25 protein-coding genes are annotated in these 24,142 nt (G+C 63.8%); 10 read left to right on the forward strand and 15 right to left on the reverse strand.

Features of this window, described 5'->3' with window-relative positions; translation table 11 throughout:
• The first annotated feature begins 14 nt into the window (after positions 1-14).
• The 7 genes from FIU86_RS09025 to FIU86_RS09055 all read left to right on the forward strand — a co-directional run bounded on the left by FIU86_RS09025 (position 15) and on the right by FIU86_RS09055 (position 6,625).
• Positions 15-623 carry a hypothetical protein gene (locus tag FIU86_RS09025; RefSeq protein WP_152474779.1) on the forward strand — a complete coding sequence of 203 codons (609 nt, stop codon included), beginning with the start codon at positions 15-17 and terminating at the stop codon, positions 621-623.
• Between the two features lie 212 nt (positions 624-835).
• The gene (locus FIU86_RS09030; RefSeq protein WP_152474780.1) at positions 836-1,909 is read left to right on the forward strand and encodes a hypothetical protein; all 1,074 of its coding nucleotides are present in this window, start codon (positions 836-838) and stop codon (positions 1,907-1,909) included.
• Positions 1,910-1,920: 11 nt separating this feature from the next.
• On the forward strand, positions 1,921-2,592 hold the full coding sequence (locus FIU86_RS09035; RefSeq protein ID WP_152474781.1) for a hypothetical protein: 672 nt from the start codon (positions 1,921-1,923) through the stop codon (positions 2,590-2,592).
• A 10-nt stretch (positions 2,593-2,602) separates the two neighbouring features.
• Entirely contained in the window at positions 2,603-3,067 is a 465-nt protein-coding gene (locus tag FIU86_RS09040; RefSeq protein WP_172977475.1) for a HEAT repeat domain-containing protein, read from the forward strand.
• A gap of 200 nt (positions 3,068-3,267) precedes the next feature.
• Positions 3,268-4,149, forward strand: a complete 882-nt coding sequence (rpsB, locus tag FIU86_RS09045) for a 30S ribosomal protein S2 (RefSeq protein ID WP_152474783.1) — start codon at positions 3,268-3,270, stop codon at positions 4,147-4,149.
• A 74-nt stretch (positions 4,150-4,223) separates the two neighbouring features.
• Positions 4,224-5,099, forward strand: a complete 876-nt coding sequence (gene tsf / locus FIU86_RS09050) for a translation elongation factor Ts (RefSeq protein ID WP_152474784.1) — start codon at positions 4,224-4,226, stop codon at positions 5,097-5,099.
• Positions 5,100-5,506: 407 nt separating this feature from the next.
• Entirely contained in the window at positions 5,507-6,625 is a 1,119-nt protein-coding gene (locus FIU86_RS09055; RefSeq protein ID WP_152474785.1) for a serine/threonine protein kinase, read from the forward strand.
• 345 nt (positions 6,626-6,970) lie between these two features.
• Here FIU86_RS09055 and FIU86_RS09060 read toward each other — a convergent pair whose 3' ends face one another.
• Both FIU86_RS09060 and aroQ read right to left on the reverse strand, forming a co-directional pair.
• Positions 6,971-7,726 carry a LuxR family transcriptional regulator gene (locus tag FIU86_RS09060; protein ID WP_152474786.1) on the reverse strand — a complete coding sequence of 252 codons (756 nt, stop codon included), beginning with the start codon at positions 7,724-7,726 and terminating at the stop codon, positions 6,971-6,973.
• A complete protein-coding gene (gene aroQ / locus FIU86_RS09065) occupies positions 7,723-8,166 on the reverse strand; it encodes a type II 3-dehydroquinate dehydratase (protein WP_152474787.1) in 444 nt (147 codons plus the stop codon). The genes FIU86_RS09060 and aroQ overlap by 4 nt, the downstream gene beginning before the upstream one ends.
• A gap of 332 nt (positions 8,167-8,498) precedes the next feature.
• Here aroQ and FIU86_RS09070 point away from each other — a divergent pair, with 332 nt between their 5' ends.
• The gene (locus tag FIU86_RS09070) at positions 8,499-8,873 is read left to right on the forward strand and encodes a DoxX family protein (RefSeq protein ID WP_152474788.1); all 375 of its coding nucleotides are present in this window, start codon (positions 8,499-8,501) and stop codon (positions 8,871-8,873) included.
• On the opposite strand, the gene FIU86_RS09075 is transcribed toward FIU86_RS09070, so the two are convergent.
• Both FIU86_RS09075 and FIU86_RS09080 read right to left on the reverse strand, forming a co-directional pair.
• Positions 8,870-10,270 (reverse strand): MATE family efflux transporter, encoded by a 1,401-nt coding sequence (locus tag FIU86_RS09075; protein WP_152474789.1) that lies wholly within the window; start codon positions 10,268-10,270, stop codon positions 8,870-8,872. The genes FIU86_RS09070 and FIU86_RS09075 overlap by 4 nt on opposite strands.
• A 133-nt stretch (positions 10,271-10,403) precedes the next feature.
• Positions 10,404-11,627, reverse strand: a complete 1,224-nt coding sequence (locus FIU86_RS09080) for an acyl-CoA dehydrogenase (protein ID WP_152474790.1) — start codon at positions 11,625-11,627, stop codon at positions 10,404-10,406.
• Between the two features lie 105 nt (positions 11,628-11,732).
• On the opposite strand from FIU86_RS09080, the gene FIU86_RS09085 reads away from it, so the two are divergent.
• Entirely contained in the window at positions 11,733-12,641 is a 909-nt protein-coding gene (locus FIU86_RS09085; RefSeq protein WP_152474791.1) for a LysR substrate-binding domain-containing protein, read from the forward strand.
• Positions 12,642-12,783: 142 nt separating this feature from the next.
• Here FIU86_RS09085 and phoB read toward each other — a convergent pair whose 3' ends face one another.
• The 10 genes from phoB to FIU86_RS09135 all read right to left on the reverse strand — a co-directional run bounded on the left by phoB (position 12,784) and on the right by FIU86_RS09135 (position 22,462).
• A complete protein-coding gene (phoB, locus tag FIU86_RS09090) occupies positions 12,784-13,473 on the reverse strand; it encodes a phosphate regulon transcriptional regulator PhoB (protein ID WP_152474792.1) in 690 nt (229 codons plus the stop codon).
• Between the two features lie 18 nt (positions 13,474-13,491).
• A complete protein-coding gene (gene phoU, locus FIU86_RS09095; RefSeq protein ID WP_152474793.1) occupies positions 13,492-14,217 on the reverse strand; it encodes a phosphate signaling complex protein PhoU in 726 nt (241 codons plus the stop codon).
• 13 nt (positions 14,218-14,230) lie between these two features.
• On the reverse strand, positions 14,231-15,028 hold the full coding sequence (gene pstB, locus FIU86_RS09100; RefSeq protein WP_152474794.1) for a phosphate ABC transporter ATP-binding protein PstB: 798 nt from the start codon (positions 15,026-15,028) through the stop codon (positions 14,231-14,233).
• 14 nt (positions 15,029-15,042) lie between these two features.
• A complete protein-coding gene (pstA, locus tag FIU86_RS09105) occupies positions 15,043-16,377 on the reverse strand; it encodes a phosphate ABC transporter permease PstA (protein WP_152474795.1) in 1,335 nt (444 codons plus the stop codon).
• A complete protein-coding gene (gene pstC / locus FIU86_RS09110) occupies positions 16,374-17,846 on the reverse strand; it encodes a phosphate ABC transporter permease subunit PstC (protein WP_152474796.1) in 1,473 nt (490 codons plus the stop codon). The genes pstA and pstC overlap by 4 nt, the downstream gene beginning before the upstream one ends.
• Positions 17,847-17,928: 82 nt before the next feature.
• Complete coding sequence (locus tag FIU86_RS09115; RefSeq protein WP_152474797.1) at positions 17,929-18,969, reverse strand: substrate-binding domain-containing protein; 1,041 nt, start codon at positions 18,967-18,969, stop codon at positions 17,929-17,931.
• A 182-nt stretch (positions 18,970-19,151) separates the two neighbouring features.
• Positions 19,152-20,210: an ATP-binding protein gene (locus FIU86_RS09120; protein WP_152474798.1), complete on the reverse strand. Its 1,059-nt coding sequence runs from the start codon at positions 20,208-20,210 to the stop codon at positions 19,152-19,154.
• Positions 20,207-20,737 (reverse strand): gamma carbonic anhydrase family protein, encoded by a 531-nt coding sequence (locus FIU86_RS09125; RefSeq protein ID WP_152474799.1) that lies wholly within the window; start codon positions 20,735-20,737, stop codon positions 20,207-20,209. The genes FIU86_RS09120 and FIU86_RS09125 overlap by 4 nt, the downstream gene beginning before the upstream one ends.
• Entirely contained in the window at positions 20,738-21,376 is a 639-nt protein-coding gene (gene gmk / locus FIU86_RS09130; protein ID WP_152474800.1) for a guanylate kinase, read from the reverse strand.
• Positions 21,377-21,553: 177 nt separating this feature from the next.
• Entirely contained in the window at positions 21,554-22,462 is a 909-nt protein-coding gene (locus FIU86_RS09135) for a YicC/YloC family endoribonuclease (protein WP_368373160.1), read from the reverse strand.
• A 330-nt stretch (positions 22,463-22,792) separates the two neighbouring features.
• On the opposite strand from FIU86_RS09135, the gene FIU86_RS09140 reads away from it, so the two are divergent.
• Positions 22,793-23,494: a PAS domain-containing protein gene (locus FIU86_RS09140; protein ID WP_152474801.1), complete on the forward strand. Its 702-nt coding sequence runs from the start codon at positions 22,793-22,795 to the stop codon at positions 23,492-23,494.
• Here FIU86_RS09140 and FIU86_RS09145 read toward each other — a convergent pair.
• Positions 23,482-24,108 carry a pyridoxamine 5'-phosphate oxidase family protein gene (locus FIU86_RS09145; RefSeq protein WP_152474802.1) on the reverse strand — a complete coding sequence of 209 codons (627 nt, stop codon included), beginning with the start codon at positions 24,106-24,108 and terminating at the stop codon, positions 23,482-23,484. The two genes, FIU86_RS09140 and FIU86_RS09145, sit on opposite strands and share 13 nt — an antisense overlap.
• Positions 24,109-24,142 lie beyond the last annotated feature (34 nt).

Here is a 24,142-nt window from a genome sequence, read left to right on the forward strand (position 1 = left end):
CGTAGGGTGGCGGCATGAACGAGACCCGCCGCTTTCGCATTCCGCTCAAACCCGTACTGGCGTTGCTGGTGGCGGCGGCGGTGGCCGCGAACCTGCCGGCCTCGTGGTTCACCGAAGCGACAAAAGAGGACCGGCGGGCGGAGGTGTTTTCGGCCTTTGTGAACCTCAGCGCGGCGCCGGGGGAGGGGGGCTTTGCATTTCTCGACACGGTGGCGAACCTGTCGGGACAGGAGGCGCGGGTGCGCCGGGAGCGGCGGGACCATGTGCTGCCGGGGCTGCTGGAGGCCTATGCGGGCCGGATCGGGATGCCGGAGGATTGGATGCGAGGCGCGATACTGGATCCCGATTATGCGCATCCTTTCGATATCTCGGCCTTCGAGGTGACAGGGCCCGCATTCGACCGGCACGGGGCGCAGGGCGATTGGCAATGGGGACTGGCGGCTAGCGGGGCCGAGGATCTGTCGCCGGAGGACGCGGTCACGAGTTGGTGCGCAAGATGGCTGGTGGTTTGGGATGATGCGGAATGGTTCTATGCGCCGGTCGGGACCGAGGCGCTGGACGACATGCTGCGAAGCACCGCGCCGGAGCTGGCGGAGATCCGGTTGAGAGAAGAGTGCTTTTAGGCCAAGGGCTTGAAGGCGGCTCTTGCGGATTACCAGCGGGCTCTTGGCAATAATTGCGCGAAGCGGGCGGTTGTGGTACTCTTATGACGCGAGTGTCGGTCTTGGGCGTTGTTGCATCAGCGGGCCGCCGGCCCAGTGTAAATATTTTTAAGCATTCATTTTCCAAGCCACCCAGACTGGCGCCAAACCTCTGATATTACGGAGACATTTCTATGGCTATCTCGATCAATTCGAACACCGGAAACATCTCGGCAGGCGGTGACAACACCGATGGTGACCTGCTTTTGAACGCCAATGACGGCACGCGGCGCATCCATCTGGATGCGGGCAGCGGCAACGCGTATCTGGGCGGCAACGGCGCCGACGGGGACCTTGTGCTGATGCCCGCCGGGGCGACCAGCCAGTCAGGTTCGGCGGGAACGATCCACATGAGCGGCGACTCGGGCAACTATCGCGCCGGTGGCAATGGCGCGGACGGGGATATCACGCTGAATTCGAACAGTGGTGAGCGGCGTATTCATCTTGATGCCGGCGGCGGCAACCTGTGGCTGGGGGCGAATGGCGCCGACGGCGACCTGGTTCTGCTGCCCAGCGGCGCCAGCACCCAGTCGACTGCGGCGGCGACCATCCACATGAGCGGCGATTCCGGAAACTACCGCGCAGGCGGCAATGGCGCCGACGGCGATATCACGCTGCAGGCTGACAACGGCGACAACCGCATCCGGCTGGACGCGGGCGGCGGCAACATGTGGATCGGTGGGAATGGCGCCGACGGCGACATCGTGGTGTTCGCGTCAGACGGGGACAACACGACGCTGAACCAGGCCACGATCCATATCAATGGCGACGCCGGTGACATCATCATGCAGAACGCCGATTTCGCCGAGGATTTCGACGTGGCGGCCTGTGCCGTGGCCGAGGCGAGCCCCGGCACGGTCATGTCCCTGACTGATGACGGATCGCTGGTGCCGTGCGAGCGCGGCTATGATCCGAGGGTCGTCGGAGTGATCTCGGGCGCCGGGGACTTCAAGCCGGGGATCGTCATGGACAAGCGCCGCGACATCGAGGACCGGATGCCGATCGCTCTGGTCGGCAAGGTCTATTGCAAGGTGGATGCGCGCATGGCGCCGGTCGCGGTCGGAGACCTTCTGACCCCGGCGGACATGCCGGGCCACGCGATGAAGGCCGTCGACCGCGACCGTGCTTTCGGCGCCGTGCTGGGCAAGGCGCTGGCACCGCTGGAGCAGGGCACCGGCCTGATCCCGGTTCTGGTCAACCTGCAATAGGAGGCCAGGACATGAGTGCAAGCATCAGAAACGTGGCGGACTCGTGCCTGGACAAGACCGGGCGCCTGTCGCTGCGCGAGGATATCCTTGGCGTCTATGCCAACGATAATCCCCGTAACCGGTCGGTCCTGGCGCAGATGGACCGCATCCAGAACATGCCCTTCGTCAAGGTGGCGCTGGTCACGATCCAGGGCGCCACGCCCCAGATCCAGCGCGACCTCGACAACGGCAATGACGTTTACCAGAACGAATGCGATGTCTGGATCTATCCCACGGACAGCATCACCGTGAACAACCCCGGGCTGTTGGTCTTCGAGCAGGACGATTGCCGGGGCAGCGGGCACAGCGTGAGCGACGACGAGGACGAACTGTTCGACCTTGGCCGGAACCTGGGGGCGAATATCGTAGGGTATTACGTCAACAACCCCAGCCCGTTCGGCTGTGCCGCGCATCCGCCTGACCGGCGCGGGTTCTGGGTGGGTCCGGGTGCCTCGCCCTGGACCTGGGTGCATGAGCTGACCCATGTTGTCGGGGACAATCCTCATATCGACAGCGACGACAATTGCGACCTGACGAACCTGATGACCGGGTGCGGCACCAACAACATCAATGTCGCGCTGCCCAACCTGAACAACACGCAATGCGACAACATCAACGACGACGACGATGTCGAGGAATGCTGAGGAGGCGACAATGGCAGAGCTAGACAACATTGCCGAACGCATGCTGGCCACCGATTGTGGCCATTCGCTGGAAGAACTGGCCCGCAAGGCGACGGCCGAGGACCTGGCCGCGCTGGTCCGGATCATCGAAGAGGACAAGGCTCCCGATGCCCGCAAGACCCGCGCGATGTTCGTGCTGGGGCGGATGGGCAAGAAGGAGGCGGTTCAACCGATCCTGAAAGCGCTGCCCAAGCTGGACGAGGGCGGCCGGCTTGCTGCGGCGGATGCGCTTGGCCGGCTGGGCGGCGCCAAGGCGCGGGGCGAGCTGGTCAAGATGACGGCGGCAGATGATGCTCAGATCCGCAAGGTCGCCTCGCAGGCGCTGGCGCGGATCGGCGACAAGACGGCGATGGACCGGTTGCAGGAGATCGCCGCGAGCGATGCCGAAGCCTTTGTGCGCCGTGCGGCCCGCAAGAAGCTGGACCGCGCAAAATAGGCCGGGGCGCGCGTCCCCGATGCGCAGCGAGACGCCTGTTCAACAACGCTCTTGCAAAGCGATCGGCTTTGGTTTAAGTGCGCGGCATTGAAATCCGCAGGTATGGGCGGGCTTGTCGGGGGAGACATCCCCGGAGGTCCACCGGTTGAAGCATTCGCTTCTCATCCCGTACCGAGGCGCAAACCGGAAAGGAAACGACCATGGCTCTTCCAGAGTTCTCCATGCGTCAGCTGCTTGAAGCTGGCGTTCACTTCGGCCACCAGACGCAGCGTTGGAACCCCCGTATGGGCGAGTTCATCTATGGCGCGCGCAATGGCATCCACATCATGGACCTGACGCAGACCGTGCCGATGCTCGACGCGGCGCTGAACGTCATCCGCGAGACCGTGGCCAAGAACGGCCGCGTGCTGTTCGTCGGCACCAAGCGGCAGGCCAGCGCGCCGATAGCCGAGGCGGCTGAAAAATGCGCGCAGTATTACATGAACCACCGCTGGCTGGGCGGTACGCTGACAAACTGGCAGACCGTGAGCCAGTCGATCAAGCGCCTGAACGAGATCGACGAGATCATGGAAGGCGGCGCCGAGGGCCTGACGAAGAAAGAGCGCCTGGGCCTTGAGCGCGACCAGGAGAAGCTGAACGCGTCGCTGGGCGGCATCCGCCAGATGGGTGGCGTGCCCGATCTGCTGTTCGTGATCGACGTCAAGAAAGAGTCGCTGGCCGTGGCGGAAGCCAACAAGCTGGGCATTCCGGTCGTGGCCGTGGTCGACACCAACTGCTCGCCCGATGGCATCGATTACATCATCCCCGGCAATGACGACGCGGCACGCGCGATCTCGCTTTACTGTGACCTGGTGTCCCGCGCGGCGCTCGATGGCATGTCGGCGCAGATGGGTGCGGCCGGTATCGACGTGGGCGCGATGGAAGAAGCCCCGACCGAGGAAGCCGTGAGCGAAGCGCCGGACCCGGCAGCGGAAGCGTCCGCGCCGAGCGACGAAGCGATGCACGACGACTCCATGGCCAAAGAGGCGCCGCTGGACATCGAGTCCAGCGAAGAGGTCAAGAAAGAGGCCGCTGACAGCTGAGCCTGTCACAAAATCTATAAGGGGCGCGGTCTATGCCGCGCCCATGACAGCCCCAAGATTTGAGGAGAGCCAAGATGGCGATCACAGCTGCAAGTGTGAAAGAGCTGCGCGACAAGACCGGCGCGGGCATGATGGACGCGAAAAAAGCGCTGACCGAAACCGATGGCGACATGGACGCCGCCGTTGACTGGCTGCGCACCAAGGGCCTGGCGAAAGCCGCCAAGAAATCCGGCCGCACCGCCGCCGAGGGCCTGGTGGCCGTCAGCGTGACCGGGGGCACGGGGGTTGCCGTCGAGGTGAATGCCGAGACAGACTTCGTTGCCAAGAACGCCGAGTTCCAGAAGATGGTGGGTGACATTGCCGCCGCTGCCGTGGGCGTGGCCAATATCGACGCGCTGCAATCCGCCGAGATCGGTGGCAAGAGCGTGGCCGACACCATCACCGACAAGATCGCCACGATCGGCGAGAACATGGGCCTGCGCCGCATGGAGAAGATCGAGGGCGACACGGTGGTGAGCTACATCCACAACGCCGCCACCGACGGCATGGGCAAGATCGGCGTGCTGGTCGCCATGAAAGGTGGTGACGAGGCGTTCGGCCGTCAGGTCGCGATGCATATCGCCGCCACCAACCCCGCCGCTTTGAACGAGGCGGAGTTGGACCAGGCCGTGGTCGACAAGGAACGCCAGGTGCAGATCGACATCGCCCGCGAATCCGGCAAGCCGGAGCAGGTGATCGAGAAAATGATCGAGGGCCGCATGAAGAAATACATGTCCGAGATCACGCTGGTGAACCAGTCCTTCGTCATCAACCCCGACCTGACCGTCGGCGCCGCCGCCGCTGAAGCGGGCGCCGAGATTACCGGCTTCATCCGCATGGAAGTGGGTGAGGGGATCGAGAAGAAGGAAGAGAACTTCGCCGAGGAAGTCGCCAAGGCGGCTCAGGGCTGAGTTTGCTTTGACCGTGGGACCGAGGGGCCAACCCCTCGGGCTACCGGTTCAAAGCGAGGGGCCAGCCCCCCGCACCCCCCGGGATATTTCCGGCCAGAGGAAAATGGGCGCGTTCCGAGGGATCGGGGCGCGTTTTTTGCTTGGTTCGACGCAAGAGTTGTTGCTAAAGCGTTCCGCCTTTGACCTGAGGCATCTGCCAAAGGCGGAACGCGTGCAACGATTTAGCGAAGCACTGCGTTTCGCGAAAATCTGTTGTTCAGGTTTTTAGCGAAACGCTTTAGATCGAAGCCGGGCAGAGGCGATGGCGTCGCCGGGCCGGGTGGCCTTGTCCTTTCATTACATCCTGTACGCCGGGGCAGTCGGAAGATCGGCGGCCGCGCGGTCTTCGTTTCGTAAAGGAGGCCGGTATGGCGCAGAAGACGATTGTAAATTCGTGGAACGAATGGGACCCGCTGAAGCACGTGATCGTGGGGCGGGCGGATGATTGCCACATCCCGCCCGAGGAACCGGCGCTGGACGCCAAGGTGCCCGAGGACAGCGATATGCGCGGGCAGTGGGGGCGCCGCCCGCAGGAGACGATCGACCGGGCGAATGAATTGCTGGATCGGTTCGCCGGACAATTGGAGGCGCGCGGCATACGGGTGGACCGGCCCGTGCCGATCGACCACAGCCAGCCGGTGACGACGCCGGATTTCCACACGGCCAGCCAGTTCGGCTGCATGCCGCCGCGCGATGTTCTGTTGACCGTGGGGTCCGAGATCCTGGAGGCGACGATGTCTTATCGCTGTCGGTGGTTCGAGTATCTGAATTACCGGCCGTTGATGCAGAGATACTGGGAGGAGGACCCGAATTTCCGCCACGAGTCCGCGCCGAAGCCTCGGCTGACCGATGCGGATTATCATCCCGATTATCTGTCGGAGAAGATCGGCGATGAAAAGCGCCTGCAATGGGCCGCCGAGAAGTTTTTTGTCACAACCGAGGAAGAGCCGCTCTTCGACGCCGCCGATGTGCTGCGGTTCGGGCGTGACCTGGTGGTGCAGCACGGGTTCACCACGAACCTCAAGGGGATCGAGTGGCTGCGGCGGCATTTCCCGGAGCACCGCGTGCACGCGGTCAACTTTCCGGGCGATCCGTACCCGATCCATATCGACGCGACGTTCACACCTCTGCGGCCGGGGCTGATCCTGAACAACCCGCAGCGGCGCTTGCCTGAGGACCAGCGCAAGATGTTCGAGGCGAACGGTTGGGAGATCGTAGACGCCGCGCAGCCCGCGCATAACGCGCCGCCGCCGCTGTGCTATTCGTCGGTGTGGCTGAGCATGAACGTGCTGGTGCTGGACCCGGGGACAGTCTGCGTGGAGAAATCCGAGGTCTACCAAGCCGAACAGATGGACCGTCTTGGGATGGACGTGGTCGAGGTCGAGTTGCGCGACGCCTATGCTTTCGGCGGCGGGCTGCATTGCTGTACGGCGGATGTGTATCGCGAAGGCGGCTGCGAGGATTACTTTCCGTATCTGGACGGGTAGGGGCCCGCAAACAGGGGCCCCACGAAAAACGGTGCCGCCCGGGCGGACGACACCGTCATTCCTGGCACCTGAAACGGGATGAGACGGTGCAGGCAGTTCCGGCCGGCAAGCCGATCAATAGGCAAGCCGACCGGCCTCCGGTGAGACCGGCAGGCCGGTTTTTCCCTGATATCGCAGAGACGTCCGACCCATGTTCCCAGGCCTAAAAGCCACCACTCACGGAACATCCCCATAATGCGACGTAAGGTCAACTTGGGGAAGTAAGGGAATCCTTACCGGGCGGTAAAATCCGACAAGCAGCGGGGGTAAATTTGAAACAATCTGTCGCGCAGGGGCGTCGCGATGTCAGGTTTCGAGCACGAAGATCTGGTTCTGGAACGCGGCCTTGAGCACCGCCTGGGCGGTGGTTTCGACGCTCAGGGCCTCGCGCGCGAGGCGCAGGTGTTTCTCCACCGTGGCCGGTGTCAGTTCCATCAGAAGCGCAATGTCCTGGATCGTTTTGCCGTCGCCAACCCAGCCCAGCACCTCTTTCTGGCGCTTGGTCAGGGACCGGCCCGGCGCCTCATAGGGCAGGGTGAGGATGCGCAGATGCACGATGTTGTTGAGCAGTATGATGTCCTCGCCGTGTTTGTCCCACAGCTTGTCGCAGGCCGCCTGATCCTGATCGGCATGTGCGGTGAGCGCGACGGCGCCCTTGGTCCGCGGCGACATGGATTTGAAACTGATCGAGTAGCCGCAGGTCACGCCCATGGAGGCGTTGAAGTCGACCACCTTGCGTTCCTGTGCTGTCAACGTATCGGTTTCCAGCATCTCGGCCATGACCCGCCAGGAACAGGCCCCTTCGTTATCCAGCGCCCAGCGGACCATTGGCGCGTGGTGATAGAGGCCGTCGCCGATGAACGTGTCCATGTATTCGGGCGAATGGTTGCTGAGCAGGACGAAATCGTCCGGATCGCCCAGCGAGGTCGACGTACGGTACCGAGTGAAGCCGTAGATCACCCGGTCGAAGCCGTAATCGGCCATTTGCGCAACATGCATGTCCCAGAGCTCTTCGATGCTGGGCGCGTTCAGCAGCGTGTTGAGATGCGCGGTGGAGATCACGTCGCGACCTCCAGGTGGTTGGCCATGGCCTGAAGCGCCAGCGTGTAGCCATGCGCGCCGAAACCGCAGATCACCCCGAGGGCGACCTTTGCGATGTAGGAGGTGTGACGAAACTCTTCGCGGGCGTGGATATTGCTGAGATGCAGCTCGATCGTGGGGATTTCGGTGCTGGAGATCGCGTCCATGAGAGCGATGGAGGTGTGTGTGTAGGCGCCGGCGTTGAGGATAAGGCCGTCATGCGTGCCGCGGGCCTCGTGGATCATGTCGACCATCGCGCCCTCGGCATTGGATTGGGCGAAGGCGAGGGACAGGCCGAGCGATCGGGCCGCCTCGGTACATTGGGCCTCGATGTCATTCAGCGTCGTGGTGCCGTAGACTTCGGGCTGGCGTGTACCCAGCAGGTTGAGGTTTGGCCCGTTGAGGATCAGGATGGAAGTCATTCTGCGCGCGTCCTTTCCGCTACGTCATAGACCGTGACATACGGCGGTGTCGAGTGAGACTTACGGGGTGTGGCACTCTGTACGGGAGTGTGGCATCGAGGATAACTAGCGGGGCTCGCAGATGAAGGCCCTCGGCCAACCTCTGGACACGCAAGTGTTTTACGGCGCTCTGCATATCTTTTGGAGTATTTCATGTTTTAACATAATACTGATTATGCGCTTACTACGTGTCGAGATATGCAGGGTTGGAAACTTCTCGCTCCGGGTTTGCGTGATTGCCAGATGACCTGTATCCGCGCATGGACCGGGACACGACGCCAAGGAGACGCTTGATGGCCGCGACAGACCCCACCCCGACCGGAACGCCTGTGATCCTGCGCGTGGGCCGCACGTTGATCGCGGTGCTGTTTCTGGCCGGTGCGGTGCAGAAAGCGTTGGGCCCGGAGCAAGGTATGGCGCTGCTGGGCAATCTGGGCCTGCCCGGCTGGCTGATCTGGCCCGCGCTGCTGTTCAACGCGGTGGCCGGTCTGGCGCTTTTGCTGGGATACGCGACGCGTTGGGTCGCACTGGCGCTGAGCGTCTATTGCATGGTGACGAGCATTTTCCATTTCCAGCCCGAGGATGGCTGGCAGATGTCGATCTTCGTCAAGAACTGGGCGATTGCGGGCGGTCTGCTGGTGATGAGCGATTACGCGCGCCGGGTCTAGGCCGTGCGATTGTACATTTCGTGCATCCGGCGCTGCAACTGGAAGCGGCAGGTCAGTTGGCGCATCGGATGGGCCTGGTCGGTGATCATCCAGAGGCTGAGCCAGGTGGCAATTCCGGCAAACAGGACACCGCCCGCCGCTTGGCCGATCAGCACACCCGGCGCTCCGTAAAGCGCACCGCCAACCAGAATAAATGGTATCGTGCCAAGGGTTTGTCGGCCCCAGTTGATCCAAGTAGAATAGCTAGGGTGCCCAAGGTTGTTGTAGGATGCGTTGGCCACGAAGATGACCGCGTTGAAGAAGCTGGCCAGCGCGATGGGCCCGCAGAACAGCACGATCAGCTCGCGCGTCATGCCCTGGGCCCCGAAAAGATCGGCAATTTGCTGGCGGAAGACGAACAGCAGCCCCGAGATCAGCACGACGTAGAACCCGGCAAAGATCACGCCGTCGAAGAACGCCTGCCGCACCCGGTCTAGCCGCCCTGCCCCGAAATTCTGCCCCATGATCGGGCCGATGGCGCCCGAGAGCGCCAGCACTACCGAGAACACCACCGGGATCATGCGGCTGATGATCGCCATGCCCGCGACGGCATCGGTGCCGTACTTGGCCATTTCGCGGGTCACGATGGCCGCGCCGACCGGCGTTGCGATGGTGGCAAGCACTGCGGGCGCCGCGATCTGCATGCCTTCTCGGATGTCATAGGCGAAACATTGCGTGCGCGGTACGGCAAAGGCGTCGTGGACACGCCATGCGAACCAGAGCGCCAGTAGCATCGTGGCCATGCGAGCAGCCACGGTAGCCCAGGCCGCGCCTTCCAGCCCCATCGACAGGCCGAAGATCAGCAGCGGGTCGAGCGCGCCGTTGACGATGGCCCCGATCAGCGAGGGATACATGGCCCGGCGCGCGTCGCCATAGGCGCGCAGCGTGGCGACCACCGTCATGCCGATGCCGGACATGAAGGTGCTGGGCAGGATGATCCACAGGTAGCTCTTGGCACGCTCGGCCACGTCGCCGTCGGCGCCGATCAGCCCCAGGATCAGGTCGAGATTGGGCAGCATGATCAGCGGCACCAGAATGCCGAAGGCGATGGCGAACATGGCCGCGGAAAACGCGTGTTCGCGCGCCGGCAGATCCTTGCCCGCGCCCAGCGAGTTGGCGACCAGCGCACCCGCCGCGATGGAGAGGCCGATATTGATGGCGCTGGCAAAGAACATGACCGTGCTGGCATAGCCGGCGGCAGCGGCCAGCGCCTCTTGCCCCAGCATCGAGATGAACAGCACGTCGATCAGGTCGACCGCGAAAATGGCCATCAGCCCAAGGCTGGAGGTCAGCGACATGATGGACACATGCCGCATGAGGCTGCCTTCAGTGAAACGGGCGTCAATTACATGGGCCATGAACGTGCTCCGGCGATCCTTCGGAACACGGATTTAACACTCCGCTATCAAAGCACAACTGGCCGAAACTGCAACGCCTCTGTGCGCATGCGCGCAAAAGGCGGGCGGTGTGTCGCCCTGCCTCGTGGCCGGATCAGAAGAAGGCCTGAAGGCCGGTTTGCGCGCGCCCGAGGATCAGCGCGTGCACGTCGTGCGTGCCTTCGTAGGTGTTGACGGTTTCCAGGTTCATCATGTGACGGATGACGTGGAATTCCTCTGAAATGCCATTGCCGCCATGCATGTCGCGGGCCTGCCGCGCGATATCGAGCGCCTTGCCGCAATTGTTGCGCTTGATGAGGCTGATCATCTCGGGCGCGGCTTGCGCCTCGTCCATCAGGCGGCCGACGCGAAGTGCTGCCTGAAGGCCGAGGGTGATTTCGGTCTGCATGTCGGCGAGTTTCTTTTGAAAGAGCTGCGTCTGGGCCAGCGGGCGCTTGAACTGCTTGCGGTCGAGGCCGTATTGGCGCGCGGCGTGCCAGCAGAACTCGGCCGCACCCATGACGCCCCAGGCGATGCCGTAGCGCGCACGGTTGAGACATCCAAAAGGGCCTTTAAGTCCTTGAACATTCGGCAAAAGAGCGTCTTCACCTACCTCGACGCCGTCCATGACGATCTCGCCGGTGATCGAGGCGCGCAAGCTTTGCTTGCCGCCGATCTTGGGCGCGCTGAGGCCTTTCATGCCCTTGTCGAGCACGAAACCGCGGATCTTGCCGTCATGGGCGTCGGACTTGGCCCAGACGACGAAAACATCGGCGATGGGCGCGTTCGAGATCCACATCTTGGAGCCGGAGATCCTGTAGCCCGCGTCAGTCTTCTCGGCGCGGGTTTTCATGCCGGCGGGGTCCGAGCCCGCGTCGGGCTCGGTGAGGCCGAAACACCCGATCAGCTCGCCCGAGGCGAGGCCCGGCAGGTATTTCTGGCGCTGGTCCTCGCTGCCATAGGCGTAGATGGGATACATCACGAGGCTGGACTGCACCGACATCATCGAGCGATAGCCCGAATCCACGCGCTCGATCTCGCGCGCGACGAGGCCGTAGGTTGTGTAATTCGCGCCAAGCCCGCCGTATTCCTCGGGGATGGTGGTGCCCAGAAGGCCCATCTGCCCCATCTCGCGAAAGATTCCGGGATCGGAGGTCTCGGCGGCGTAGGCGTCCTTGACCTTGGGTTGCAGCGTCTCCTGCGCAAAGTTGCGGGCGCTGTCGGCGATCATGCGTTCGTCTTCTTCCAGCTGGGTGTTCAAGAGGAACGGATCGGCCCAGTCGAACCCGGCGAGGTCGGGCTTGTCCTTGTCACGAAGTTTGGGGGCGTCGAGGCTCATGGCGGTCTCCTTTGGCAAGGGGAAGTTTGTTTAGGTTGAATTTATCCTGAGATAAGCGCAATAAAAAGCGGCAATTCTTTATATGTTCATGAGGAAACCGCATAGATGTCCCTGCCCCGCCGCTTCCTGCCATCGCTCGGCGCGCTGCGCGCGCTGGAAGCGTTGGAGCGGCTGGGCAGCCTGACGGCGGTGGCCGAGGAGCTGAACCTGAGCCAGAGCGCGGTGAGCCGGCAGTTGCAGACGCTGGAAAGTCAGTTGGGCGTGCCGCTGTTCGTGCGCGAAGGGCGGCGCGTGCGACTGACGCCGCAGACGCGGGAATATGCGGGCGAGACGCGCGCGGCGCTGAACCGGATCAGCCAGGCGTCGCTGAAGCTGGCGCTGAACCCCGGGGGCGGCAGTTTGAACCTGGCGATTTTGCCGACCTTCGGGATGCGCTGGCTGGTGCCGCGCCTGCCGGAGTTTGCGGCCGCGCATCCGGAGGTGACGCTGAACCTGTCGACCCGGCTGAAGCCGTTCAACTTTGCCGTGGAACCCTTTGACGCGGCGATACTTTTCGGAGATGGTGGCTGGCCCGGCACGCAAAGCCTGCGGCTGAAAAGCGAGGCGGTGGTGGCGGTCGCGGCCCCCGCGCTGCTGGAACGGACGCAGGTATCGGGCCCGGACGATGTGCTGTCCCTGCCCCTGTTGCATATCGAAACCCGGCCCGAGGCGTGGCGCGCGTGGTTCGCCGCGCATGGCGTCGAGACGGGCTCGGTGGCGGGCACGATCTATGACCAGTTCTCGACCATCACGCAGGCGGCTTTGCACGGGCTGGGCGTGGCGCTGTTGCCGGACTATCTGGCCGAACAGGACCTGGCCACGGGCAAGCTGGTGCCGGTCTGGGGCGGGCGCACCGACAGCCCCGGCGCCTATCACCTTGTCTGGCCCGAGGAAAAGGCGCAGGACAGCGCGGTGACGAAGTTTCGCGACTGGCTGGCGCCGCAGGCGGAGGACGAAGACCCCCTGCCCCGGTAACATGTGGCGTGACCCGATTGTGTGGCTGCGCCACGCTTTATTTGTTTGATTTGAGTATTTGGCGCAAGAAAAAGCCGGGCGCACCCTGCTGCTTTTTCTTGCTGAAAATACTCATGTCTCGCCGCCGACCACGGGCGCACGGTCAGCCGAGCGAGTACCCGGCCCCGCGCACCGTGCGCAGCGGGTCGTCGCCGCCATGCTGGCAAAGCGCCTTGCGCAAACGGCCGATATGGACATCGACGGTGCGGGTGTCGACATAGATATCGCGGCCCCAGACGCGGTCGAGCAATTGCTCGCGGCTCCAGACCCGGCCCGGCTTTTCCATGAAGGTCGAGAGTAAGCGGAACTCGGTGGGCCCGAGCTTCAGCCCCTCGCCCTTGCGGGTGACGCGGTGGGTTTCGGAATCGAGGATGATATCCTCGTATTCCAGCCGCTCGCCCACGGTCGAGGGCCGGGTGCGGCGCAGCTGGGCGCGGACGCGGGCCATGAGTTCGATCACCGAATAGGGTTTTATCACGTAGTCGTCGGCGCCGGTCTCAAGCCCCCGCACGCGGTCCACCTCTTCGGAGCGGGCCGAGAGCATGATGATGGGCACGTTGCGCGTTTCCGAGCGGGTCTTGAGCTGGCGGCAGACCTCGATGCCGGACACGTTGGGCAGCATCCAGTCCAGCAGGATGAGGTCGGGCGCGCCTTCCTCGACCAGCATTAGGGCTTCTTCGCCGTTTTCCGCGCGGGTCACGGCAAAACCGTCGGCCTCGAGGTTGTAGGCCAGCACTTCGCGCTGTGCCGGTTCATCCTCGACCAGAAGAACGCTGGGCTGTTCGCTTGCCATGACGTCTGATGTCCTTCGTTATGCGCCGACCTGCGGCGAGACCTTGGGGTCGAGCGAGGTCTTGTCGCTTTTCGGGCGGCCGTCCTCGGGAATGGTGCCGGTGACGAGATAGACCACTTGCTCGGCGATGTTGGTGACGTGGTCGCCCATGCGCTCGGTGTTCTTGGCGATGAAATGCAGGTGCATGCAGGGGGTGATGTTGCGCGGGTCTTCCATCATGAAGGTCAGGAATTCGCGGAAGAGCGCGTTGTACATCTGGTCCACGTCGTGGTCGCGCTGGATCACCTCGCGGGCCAGGTCCGCGTCGCGCTGAATATACGCGTCCAGCACGTCGCGCAGCATGCGTTCGGTTTCGCGGGCCATGCGGCGCAGCGAGGCGGTGGCGCCGGTGATCGGGGTCATCTGGGCGAGCACCGTGGTGCGCTTGGCCATGTTCTTGGCGTAGTCGCCGATACGCTCGAGGTTCGAGGCGATTTTCATCACCGTCAGGATCACGCGCAGGTCGATGGCGGTGGGCGCGCGCAGGGCAATGGTACGCGCGGTTTCCTGGTCGATCTGCTCTTCGAGGTCGTCGATCACGCGGTCGCCGGCGCGGACCTTTTCGGCCAGTTCCTCGTCGCGGGTGTCGAGCGAGATGGCGGCGTTCATGATCGCCTCTTCCACCAGGCCGCCCATCTTCATGATCAGCGCCTGGACGGTTTCGAGGTCACGGTCGAAGGCCGATGAGATGTGTTCGTCGTTCATAGCACGGGGCTCCTTAGCCGATACGGCCGGTAATGTAGCTTTCGGTGCGCTCGTCTTCAGGGTTGGTGAAGATCTTGCCGGTTTCGCCGAATTCCACGAGGTTGCCCAAGTGAAAAAAGGCGGTTTTCTGGCTGACGCGCGCGGCCTGCTGCATCGAGTGGGTCACGATCACCACGGAATACTCTGCGCGCAGCTCGTCGATCAGCTCCTCGACCTGGGCGGTGGCGATGGGGTCGAGCGCCGAGCACGGTTCGTCCATCAGCAAGACCTCGGGTTCGGTCGCCACGGCGCGGGCGATGCAGAGGCGTTGCTGCTGTCCCCCCGAAAGGCCGGTACCGGAGGCTTGCAGGCGGTCCTTGACCTCGTCCCAGATGGCGCCGCGGCGCAGGGCGCGCTCGACGATCTCGTCAAGCTCGGCCTTGTTCTTGGCCATGCCGTGGATGCGGGGGCCGTACGCGATGTTGTCGTAGATCGACTTGGGAAACGGGTTGGGTTTCTGGAACACCATGCCGACCTTGGCGCGCAGTTGGACGGGATCGACCGATTTGTCGTAGATATCCTCGCCGTCGAGCAGGATATCGCCCTCGACCCGGCAGACGTCAATCGTATCGTTCATCCGGTTGAGACAGCGCAGGAAGGTGGACTTGCCGCAGCCCGACGGCCCGATGAAGGCGGTGACGGTCTTGTCTTCCAGCGCGACGTCCACGTCCTTGATGGCGTGGGTGTCGCCGTAATAGACCTGAACGCCCTTGGCCGAGAATTTGATGTCTTTCTGATCCACGGCTCTCTCCGTATTTGGCGTATCGTACATGGGGAGGTCCCTTTCTACCAGCGGCGCTCGAAGCGGCGGCGCAGGATGATGGCGATGATGTTCATGGTAAGCAGGAAGGCCAGCAGGATGATGATCCCGCCCCAGGCTTTTTCATAGAAGCTGGCGTCGGCGCGGGCGGCCCAGGTATAGATCTGGGCGGGCATGGCCGAGTTCGGTTCGGTGAAGCCGGCGACGAAGCCATCCGGGTAGCCACGGGCGACGAAGCCGACCATGCCGATGAGCAGCAGCGGTGCGGTTTCGCCCAGGGCCTGGGCGAGGCCGATTATGGTGCCGGTCAGGATGCCGGGCATTGCCAGCGGCAGAACATGGTGAAAGACCGCCTGCATCTTGGACGCCCCGACCCCGAGCGCCGCGTCGCGAATGGAGGGCGGCACGGATTTGAGCGAGGCGCGGGTCGAAATGATGATCGTGGGCAGGGTCATCAGCGTCAGCACCAGACCGCCCACCAGCGGGGCGGATTGCGGCAGGTGCATGAACTGGATGAACACCGCCAGCCCGAGGATGCCGAACACGATCGACGGCACGGCGGCGAGGTTCGAGATGTTCACCTCGATGAGGTCGGTGAACTTGTTCTGCGGCGCGAATTCCTCGAGGTAGATCGAGGCGGCGACGCCGATGGGCAGCGACAGGACCAGCACCACCAGCATCATGAAGAACGAGCCCACGACCGAGGCACCGATGCCCGCGCCGCCGGGGTTGTCCACGCCGGAATCCGCGCCGGTGATGAAGTTCCAGTTGAACTCGGACTTGATGATGCCCGCCTCGGCCATGGCATCCACCAGATCGAGGTCGGAGGCCATGAGGAACCGGCTGTCCTGTATGCTTTCGCGGGTGACGCGACCGTTGAAATAGCCGTCGACGCGCGACGAGGCCGAGAGCGAGAATTCCACCGGCTCGCCGATGCGGTTCTGGTTGCCGGCATAGTATTCGCGCAGGTTGCCGCCGACCTTGCCCAGCAGGCGTTCGATGGCGGCTTCGTCGAATTCCAGTTCCAGCCCGCGTTCCTGGAGCTGTTCCTGAAGCTGGGCGATGAACAGGTTGGAGTAGGCCTTGGTCTTGAATAGCTGGCCTTCGGCCTCCTCGTACTGTTCCTGCGTCATGGTGAACTCCATCTCCACCACGGTCTGGGTGAAGGCCGGAAGGCCCGAGCGGATGATCGAGAAGAACAGCACCACGAGGAAGAAGAGCCCGATGCCGATGGCCGCCATGCCGTAGGCGCGAAAGCGTTTCTCGGCGGCGTTGCGCCGCTTGGTGTTGGCGTCGATGGTCTTGAGCGAGGAGCGGCCGTGGCCGCCGCCGCTGGCGCCGTTGAGCGTTGCGTCGGTCATTCGTACTGCTCCCGGTATTTGCGCACGATGTAGAGGGCGAAGACGTTGAGCCCCAGCGTGATGACGAAGAGCGTCATGCCCAAGGCGAAGGCGACCAGCGCCTCGGGCGAGGCGAAGTCGGCGTCGCCCGTCAGCTGGCTGACGATCTTGGCGGTGACGGTGGTCATGGCCTCGAACGGGTTGAGGCTGAGCCTTGCCGCGGCCCCTGCCCCAAGCACCACGATCATCGTCTCGCCAATTGCGCGGGAGGCGGCCAGCAGGATCGCGCCAACGATGCCCGGCAGGGCGGCAGGCAGCACGACCTGGCGGATGGTTTCCGACTGCGTGGCGCCAAGGCCGTAGGAGCCGTCGCGCATCGCCTGCGGCACGGCGTTGATGATGTCGTCGGAAAGCGAGCTGACGAAGGGGATCAGCATGATGCCCATGACCAGACCTGCGGTCATCACGGCCGTGCCGGCCTGCATGATCCCGAGGCCCTCATCGCCGAAGACTGACAGCAAGAGCGGGCCGACCGTCAGCAGGGCGAAGAGACCGTAGACGATGGTGGGGATGCCGGCCAGCACCTCGAGCATCGGCTTGGCGAAAGAGCGGACCTTGGGCGAGGCGTATTCCGACAGGTAGATGGCGGCGAAGAGGCCGATGGGCACGGCCACGGCCAACGCCACGATGGAGATATAGAACGTGCCCCACAGAAGCGGCAGCACGCCGAGATCGGAACTGCCGCCCCGGCCCGAGAAGCTGGGCGCCCAGTTGGTGCCGAAGAAAAAGTCTGAAGCCGGGTAGAGGCGGAAGAACTCGATCGTGTTGAACACGAGCGACAGGATGATGCCGACCGTGGTGAGGATCGCGATTGAGGCCGCACCGATCAAGAGCGCGCGGATGCTTTGCTCGACCGTGTTGCGGGCGCGGAAATCGCCGTGGGATTCGCGCAGGCCCCAGAGCGCGCCGAGCACGGCCAGAACGAGCACCGCGATGGTCATCATCAGGTTGCCGGTGGCGTTCATGACCCGGTAGCGCTGCGCGGCGTTCAGGATGGGCTGCGTCACCTCGGAGGTGACGATCTGGCCCGCATCCTTGAGCCGCTGGGTGACATCGGCGAGGTCGGCACGGGCGTTGTTGACGAAGTCTTCGTCCATCAGGCCTTGGGCCACGGCATTGTCGAGGCCTTCGGCGGTGCGGCGGACCTCGGCCATCACCAGCCCCAGCGAGCCGGTGTTGTCGACCGAGCGGTCGGGGATCATGCCTGAAATCGTGCTGCTGACCACCAGCGGCTGAATGAGCAGCCATGCGATCATCAGCAGGAAGGCCGGAACGACCACTTTGATCAGGACGTTCGAGCCATAATAGGACGGCAGGGAGTGGAGCTTGCGGTTGTCGCCCTCCACGCTTTGAAGCGCCCGACCGCGGCCAAGCACGTAGCCCACCGCCGCGATGCCGAGCACGATCAGGAATAGCCAGAATGTCGGCATGAGCCCCCCACCGTCTGTTTGGAAAAATTACCTAAAAGGGGATTGGGGGCGGCGAAATATGCCGCCCCCGAAGGTCAGAGGCTCAGGAGCCGCTGCCCATGGTCTCTTCGGCTTCGACCTTTGCTTGGGTCTCGGCCAGTTCCGGGTCCGCGACCAGGCCGTAGTTCGACAGCGGGCCGCCGGGGCCTGCGATCTCGTCGGCGACGAAGAACTGTGCGTACTCTTTCAGGCCGGGGATCACGCCGATATGCGCTTTCTTGACGTAGAAGAACAGCGGGCGCGACACCGGGTATTCGCCCGAGGCGATGGTTTCGGTCGACGGTGCGACATCGCCCATCGTGGCCACTTTCAGCTTGTCGGTGTTGTTCTCGTAGAACGCCAGGCCGAACACGCCGATGCCGTTGGTGTTGGCGTCAATCCGCGCCAGGGTCTCGGTGTAGTCGCCGTCGATGTCGACCGACTTGCCGTCCTGGCGCACGTCGAGGCACGCATCCTCTGCGTCGTCCTCATTCATGCCGCCTTTCATCATGGCTTCCATGGCGCCGGTGGCTTCGCAGCCTTCCAGCAGCACCTTGTCTTCAAAGACTTCGCGCGTGCCGTGCTTGGTGCCGGGGATGAACATCGCGATTTCCGCATCGGGCAGGTCGCTGTTGAAGTCCGCCCAGCTGTTGTGCGGGTTGTCGACAACTTCGCCGTCGACCATGACCTTGGCGCCGATGGCGTTGAAGATGTCCGAAGGCTGGAACGCGGTGAATTCGGGACCGGACTGCTGGCTGGCGAAGACGATGCCGTCATAGCCGATGCGCACTTCGATGATGTCGGTCACGCCGTTGTCGGCGCAGGCCTTGATCTCTTTCTCGCGGATGGCGCGCGAGGCGTTCGCTACGTCGATGGTATTTTCGCCAACGCCTTCGCAGAAGCGTTTCAGGCCAGCCGACGAGCCGCCCGATTCCACGACCGGGGTCGGGAAGTCGGTGTTTTCGCCGAAGAGCTCGGCCACGATCGACGCGTAGGGCAGAACGGTGGAAGAACCGGCAACCTGAACGTTGTCACGTGCAGCGGCAGCGGTGGCCGAAACGGCCGCGATCGCCAGGGTAGAGGCGGTCAGTTTCATGAAGGACATATATAGCTCCTGATATCCATGTATCCCGGTCACCTTGCAGCGGGCGACCTTGGCGCTCTGCTACGCCTCGGGCACGACGCTTTTGTTAAAGTTTTGTAACGATTTTATGACAGCCCGCGTTTTGCAAAGGTTAATGCCGAATTAAATTCGGTTGACGTCGCGGCGCAAAGCTGGGGGGTAGGTCAGGCCTGCGGCGTCGCGGGGCGCGACGGCAGAATCACGTCGAATCGGGTGCCCTGCCCCAGTTCCGATTCGACTTTCAGACGGCCACGGTGACGGTTGACGATGTGCTTGACGATGGCCAGCCCCAGCCCGGTGCCGCCCATCTCGCGCGAGCGGTGGCTGTCGATGCGATAGAAGCGTTCGGTCAGGCGCGGGATGTGCACCTCCTCGATGCCGGGGCCCTGGTCGGTCACGGAAATCACCGCCGAAGGGCCGCGCAGCGCGGGGTGATCGGAGTGCGCCGCAAGCGCCACGGTGACGGTCTTGCCGGGGCCGCCATACTTGATGGCGTTCTCGATCAGGTTGGTGAGGATCTGATGCAGCTGGTCGGCGTCGCCGGGCACGTGGATCTCTTCGACATCGGTCCGGAACGCGATCTTGACGTCCGCCTCGTCCGCTATGGGGCGCGTCGCGTGGATCACAGCGTTGATCAGCCGGATCAGGTCGACCCGGTCGGTGGGGCGCACGCGCTCCTGCGCCTCGACCCGGCTGAGCGACAGCAGGTCTTTCACAAGGCGCTCCATCCGGCTGGCCTCGATCTGCATGGTGCCCAGAAACCGCTCGGTCGCCACAGGGTCATTGCGGGCGGGACCGCGCAGGGTTTCGATGAAGCCCAAGAGCGCGGTCAGCGGCGTGCGCAATTCGTGGCTGACATTGGCGACGAAATCGCGCCGCATCTGGCCCACCTGTTCAAGATGCGTGACATCCTCGAAACACAGCAGCACGCCGGAGCCCGCGTCGGTCTCGACCGGGCTGCAGGTGACGAGATAGGTCGTGTCCTGCGCGCCGGCACTGGACAGATACCGTGTCTGTCGCGTTTCGCGGTCGCGCAGGGACGCCTCGACCGCGTCGAGCACGGTGGGTTGGCGAATGGCGGTGATGAAATGACGCCCGGTCAGCCCCGGCCCCAGAAGGGCCAAGGCGCGGTCATTGGCGCCAAGGATGCGTTCGCCCCGCCCGACGAGTACCGAGGCCAGGGGAATCGCCTGCAAGAGCGTGGCGATATTGCCCTGGTTCATTCGATCTCGACGCGGCGCATCCCCGCCCTGTAGCGCGCGGCGTTCTTCTGATAGTGCAGCGCGGTGGCCTTGAACGCTTCGATGGCCTTGTCGTCCAGTTCACGCACGATCTTGCCCGGCGCGCCCATCACAAGGCTGCCATCGGGGATCTCCTTGCCCTCGGTGATCAGCGCACAGGCCCCGATCAGGCAGTTCTTGCCGATCTTCGCGCCGTTCAGCACGGTCGCTCCCATGCCGATCAGGGAATTCTCGCCAATGGTGCAGCCATGCAGCATCGCCTTGTGCCCGATGGTGCAGCCGCGCCCGATGGTCAGCGGAAAACCCGGGTCGGTGTGCATGACGGTGTTTTCCTGCACGTTGCTGCCCTGCCCCACGACGATGGGCTCGTTGTCGCCGCGCAGCGTGCAGCCAAACCAGACTGAGGATGCCTCCTCCAGCACCACCTTGCCGATGATGTTGGCGTCAGGCGCGACCCAGGCGCCCTCCTCCAGCTGCGGGATCACGTCGTCAAGCGCGTAAATGGGCATTCATCTCTCCTCGAATTCGGCCTGAAGGCGTTGCACATGGGCATTCAGGTCGGGCTGTTGCAGGCGGCGCAGGCGGGCGGCCGAGACGATGGTCTTGAGCGCTTTGTCCGTGGTCTCGAGGTCGTCATTGACCAGAACGTAGTCATATTCGGCCCAGTGGCTGATCTCGTCCCAGCTTTTCTGCATCCGCTTGGCGATGGTCTCGGGGCTGTCCTGGCCGCGCGTTTCCAGCCGGCGGTGCAGTTCGGTGATCGAGGGCGGCAGGATGAAGATCGACAGGGTATGAGGGCCGAGGACCGAATTCTGGATCTGCTGCGCGCCTTGCCAGTCGATATCGAACAGAACGTCGCGGCCCGCGTCGATGGCAGCTTGCACTGGACCGCGGGGAGAGCCGTAGAAATTGCCGAAGACATGGGCGTGTTCCAGCATCTCGCCCGCCGCCACCTGTTTGCGGAAGGTGCTGTCGTCGAGAAAATGATAATCCTGCCCGTCCACTTCGCCCGCACGCGGCGGGCGCGTCGTGGCCGAGACGGAAAACGAGATCGTCTCGTCCCAGTCGCGCAGGCGGCGCGACAGCGTGGATTTGCCGGCGCCCGAGGGCGAGGACAGGATGATCAGAAGGCCGCGGCGGTGTTTCATCTGGCCTCCGATCCGGGCATCCCGCCCGGCTTTTTCTTGCCCAAAATACTCATGCAAGCGCCGAAGGCGCGCTGCGGCGACGCCGAAGGCGGCGCAACTCCTCTGCCAGAGCGTGCGTGGATGGCAGCGAGATCCCGGATCAAGTCCGGGATGACCTGCAATACCGGGTTTTGCAGGTCACTCCACATTCTGCACCTGTTCGCGCATCTGTTCGATCACGCTTTTCAGCTCCAGCCCGACGCTCGTCAACTCGCTGCTTTGGGCCTTGGAACACAGCGTGTTGGCCTCGCGGTTGAACTCCTGCGCGAGGAAATCGAGCTTGCGGCCCGCGGGGCTGCCCCCGGCAATGAGGTCGCGGGCGGCGGCGACGTGGCTGCGCAGGCGGTCGATCTCCTCGGTGACGTCGGATTTGACCGCCAGCACGGCCAGTTCCTGGGCAATACGGCCCTCCTCGACGCCGTCGGTGTTGTCCATCACGCGCTGAAGCGCGGCGCGGAAATTAGCCTCGGTCTCGGGGCGGCGGGCCTCGGCGGCGGTGGCGGCGGCGTCTGTCAACTCGGCGATCCGATCCAGCTGGCCGGTCAGCACCTCGGCCAACGCGGCCCCTTCGCGGCGGCGCATCGACTGGAAACTGTCCAGGACGGCTTCGAAATCGGCCACCAGCGCCTTGCCCAGGGCGGCGGTATCTTCATCCTGCGCGCCCGGTTCGAACACGCCGCGCAGCGCCAGCACGTCGGCGGCGTTGGCGGGTGCGAGCGACAGGCCAAGCGCCATGGCGCGGGATTCGATCTCGGTCATCGCCGCCAGCACGTTGTCCAGCTGGGCTGTGTCCAGTTGCGCGGCTGCGCCGCCATCCTGGGCCTGCAATTTCAGCGACAGGGTGACATTGCCACGCCCCAGCGCCTTGGTCAGGCGCGCGCGCAAGGTGGGCTCCAGCCCTTCGATCCAGTCGGGCACCCGCAGCCGCAGGTCGAGCCCGCGCCCGTTGACCGCGCGCAAGTCCCATGTCCAGCCGAAGCGGCCATGCATACCCTGCCCCGAGGCATAGCCGGTCATGGAATTGAGCTGTGCGGGGGAATGGGTCACGGGCATTTGATCCTTTGCGGGCGGGCCGCGAAAGGCCCGTTCTTGCAATGGTTTCCTAGTGCGTCGGCGTGCCGTTCGCAAGCGCCACGCGACGCCGGGCGTTAACCACTCGGCAAGAAAGTTGAACAAAATCGGGCGGAAATATGGCAAGCTTGTTTCAAGTCGAACTGCATCTGATTCAAGTTGAACCTTTCAGGTTGATCGGGCGGCAGGGACACGCCCGGGCGGCTTGCCTCGTTCGCGGAAGCGGAGGATCAGGGCGGATGGCCCTGGAACGGGATTGAAAATTGAGTGGTGAGACCGGCCCTTGCGCCGGATGGGGAAAGACCGATGAAGGATGATTCTGGTAGCTCGTTTCTGGACAAGATCGCTGATCTGCGGCCGACCGGCAGCGGGACGCGTCACGATCGCCGCGAGGCCGATCTGCAAAAGTTCGTCAGCTACTGGTCGGGGATGCGCCGAGGCGGCGACGTGCCGCTGCGCACCGAAATCGACCCGCGCGGCATCGAGAGCCTGCTGAGCAACGCCTTCATCGCCGAAAAGGTTGCCCCCGGACTCGCCCGGCTGCGGATCGCCGGCACGCATCTGTCGGACGTGATGGGCATGGAAGTGCGTGGCATGCCCCTGTCGGCGCTGATCGCGCCCGAGGACCGCGGAGAGCTGGCCGACGCGATGGTCGAGTTGTTCGAGCGGCCCGCGACACTGCGGCTGGACCTGACAGCGCCCGGCGGCTTGCGCCGCGCGGCGATGGCCGCGACGCTGATCGTGCTACCGCTGCGCAGTGACCTGGGCGATATCTCGCGTGCGCTGGGCTGTTTCGTGTCCTCGGGGCCGATCGGCACCACGCCGCGCCGGTTCAAGATCGTGGAGTGCAAGGTGACGCCACTGGATTTGACCGATGCGAAGGCCACCGGATTTAGTGAAGAGCAGGCGGCACTGGCCGCCCCTGCCCCGAAGGCCCGCGACGAGCAGCCTGCGGAGCTGTCACATCCCAGCGAGCGACCCTACCTGCGGCTGGTTCACAGCGACTGAGCTGTGTCCAACCGGGCCTTGAGTTCCGCGTTCTCGGCCCGCAGATCGGCCAGTTCTTGCTGGAACGGCGCGAGGATGGGGTCGAGTTCTTCCATGGTCAGTCGGACCGGGATGTGCTGCGGGCAGTTCCAGTCGAAGCCTTCGACGGTGATGACCACGGCTCGTTCGGGGCGCGCCTTGTAACCGTCATCCATCAGCCGCGATATGAGATCGGGATCGTCGCTGATCCGCACGCGGCCCAGGATCTTGAGCCGGGCGCTGTTGGGATAATCCATCAGAATGAGCGAGATTCGGTCGTTTTCGGTCAGGTTGCCGGTGGAGATATACTGGCGGTTGCCGCGATAATCCGCATAGCCCAGCGTCCGGTCATCCAGCATCTTCAGAAAGCCGCGCGGACCGCCGCGAAACTGCACATAGGGCCAGCCCGTGGCGCTGACCGTGGCCTGGTAAAAGCCGTCGCGAAGGGCGATAAACTGTGCCTCTTTGGGCCCAAGCCGGTCGTCGGCGGGGGCATCGGGCGCAAGGCTGCGGGCGTACATCGCCGCCGAGCCTTGTTTTTCCTGCATGGCGCGGACCGCGTCGGTGAAGGCGAGTTCGTGGAAGGTCTTGGCCATGTCTTGCGTCCTTTCAGGTGCCTGAGACCGCTAG

The sequence above is a fragment of the Roseovarius sp. THAF9 genome, from assembly GCF_009363715.1.
GTDB lineage: Bacteria > Pseudomonadota > Alphaproteobacteria > Rhodobacterales > Rhodobacteraceae > Roseovarius.

What these genes read in the sequence shown, in the direction of transcription:
- FIU86_RS09125 (WP_152474799.1), bottom strand. Translation starts at nt 20,737, where the DNA reads ATGCCCATTTACGCGCTTGACGACGTGATCCCGCAGCTGGAGGAGGGC.
- FIU86_RS09055 (WP_152474785.1), top strand. Translation starts at nt 5,507, where the DNA reads ATGGCGCAGAAGACGATTGTAAATTCGTGGAACGAATGGGACCCGCTG.
- FIU86_RS09070 (WP_152474788.1), top strand. Translation starts at nt 8,499, where the DNA reads ATGGCCGCGACAGACCCCACCCCGACCGGAACGCCTGTGATCCTGCGC.
- FIU86_RS09035 (WP_152474781.1), top strand. Translation starts at nt 1,921, where the DNA reads ATGAGTGCAAGCATCAGAAACGTGGCGGACTCGTGCCTGGACAAGACC.
- rpsB (WP_152474783.1), top strand. Translation starts at nt 3,268, where the DNA reads ATGGCTCTTCCAGAGTTCTCCATGCGTCAGCTGCTTGAAGCTGGCGTT.
- aroQ (WP_152474787.1), bottom strand. Translation starts at nt 8,166, where the DNA reads ATGACTTCCATCCTGATCCTCAACGGGCCAAACCTCAACCTGCTGGGT.
- phoU (WP_152474793.1), bottom strand. Translation starts at nt 14,217, where the DNA reads ATGAACGACGAACACATCTCATCGGCCTTCGACCGTGACCTCGAAACC.
- gmk (WP_152474800.1), bottom strand. Translation starts at nt 21,376, where the DNA reads ATGAAACACCGCCGCGGCCTTCTGATCATCCTGTCCTCGCCCTCGGGC.
- pstB (WP_152474794.1), bottom strand. Translation starts at nt 15,028, where the DNA reads ATGTACGATACGCCAAATACGGAGAGAGCCGTGGATCAGAAAGACATC.
- FIU86_RS09075 (WP_152474789.1), bottom strand. Translation starts at nt 10,270, where the DNA reads ATGGCCCATGTAATTGACGCCCGTTTCACTGAAGGCAGCCTCATGCGG.
- phoB (WP_152474792.1), bottom strand. Translation starts at nt 13,473, where the DNA reads ATGGCAAGCGAACAGCCCAGCGTTCTTCTGGTCGAGGATGAACCGGCA.
- FIU86_RS09120 (WP_152474798.1), bottom strand. Translation starts at nt 20,210, where the DNA reads ATGAACCAGGGCAATATCGCCACGCTCTTGCAGGCGATTCCCCTGGCC.
- FIU86_RS09085 (WP_152474791.1), top strand. Translation starts at nt 11,733, where the DNA reads ATGTCCCTGCCCCGCCGCTTCCTGCCATCGCTCGGCGCGCTGCGCGCG.
- pstC (WP_152474796.1), bottom strand. Translation starts at nt 17,846, where the DNA reads ATGCCGACATTCTGGCTATTCCTGATCGTGCTCGGCATCGCGGCGGTG.
- pstA (WP_152474795.1), bottom strand. Translation starts at nt 16,377, where the DNA reads ATGACCGACGCAACGCTCAACGGCGCCAGCGGCGGCGGCCACGGCCGC.
- tsf (WP_152474784.1), top strand. Translation starts at nt 4,224, where the DNA reads ATGGCGATCACAGCTGCAAGTGTGAAAGAGCTGCGCGACAAGACCGGC.
- FIU86_RS09140 (WP_152474801.1), top strand. Translation starts at nt 22,793, where the DNA reads ATGAAGGATGATTCTGGTAGCTCGTTTCTGGACAAGATCGCTGATCTG.
- FIU86_RS09040 (WP_172977475.1), top strand. Translation starts at nt 2,603, where the DNA reads ATGGCAGAGCTAGACAACATTGCCGAACGCATGCTGGCCACCGATTGT.
- FIU86_RS09030 (WP_152474780.1), top strand. Translation starts at nt 836, where the DNA reads ATGGCTATCTCGATCAATTCGAACACCGGAAACATCTCGGCAGGCGGT.
- FIU86_RS09025 (WP_152474779.1), top strand. Translation starts at nt 15, where the DNA reads ATGAACGAGACCCGCCGCTTTCGCATTCCGCTCAAACCCGTACTGGCG.
- FIU86_RS09145 (WP_152474802.1), bottom strand. Translation starts at nt 24,108, where the DNA reads ATGGCCAAGACCTTCCACGAACTCGCCTTCACCGACGCGGTCCGCGCC.
- FIU86_RS09080 (WP_152474790.1), bottom strand. Translation starts at nt 11,627, where the DNA reads ATGAGCCTCGACGCCCCCAAACTTCGTGACAAGGACAAGCCCGACCTC.
- FIU86_RS09115 (WP_152474797.1), bottom strand. Translation starts at nt 18,969, where the DNA reads ATGTCCTTCATGAAACTGACCGCCTCTACCCTGGCGATCGCGGCCGTT.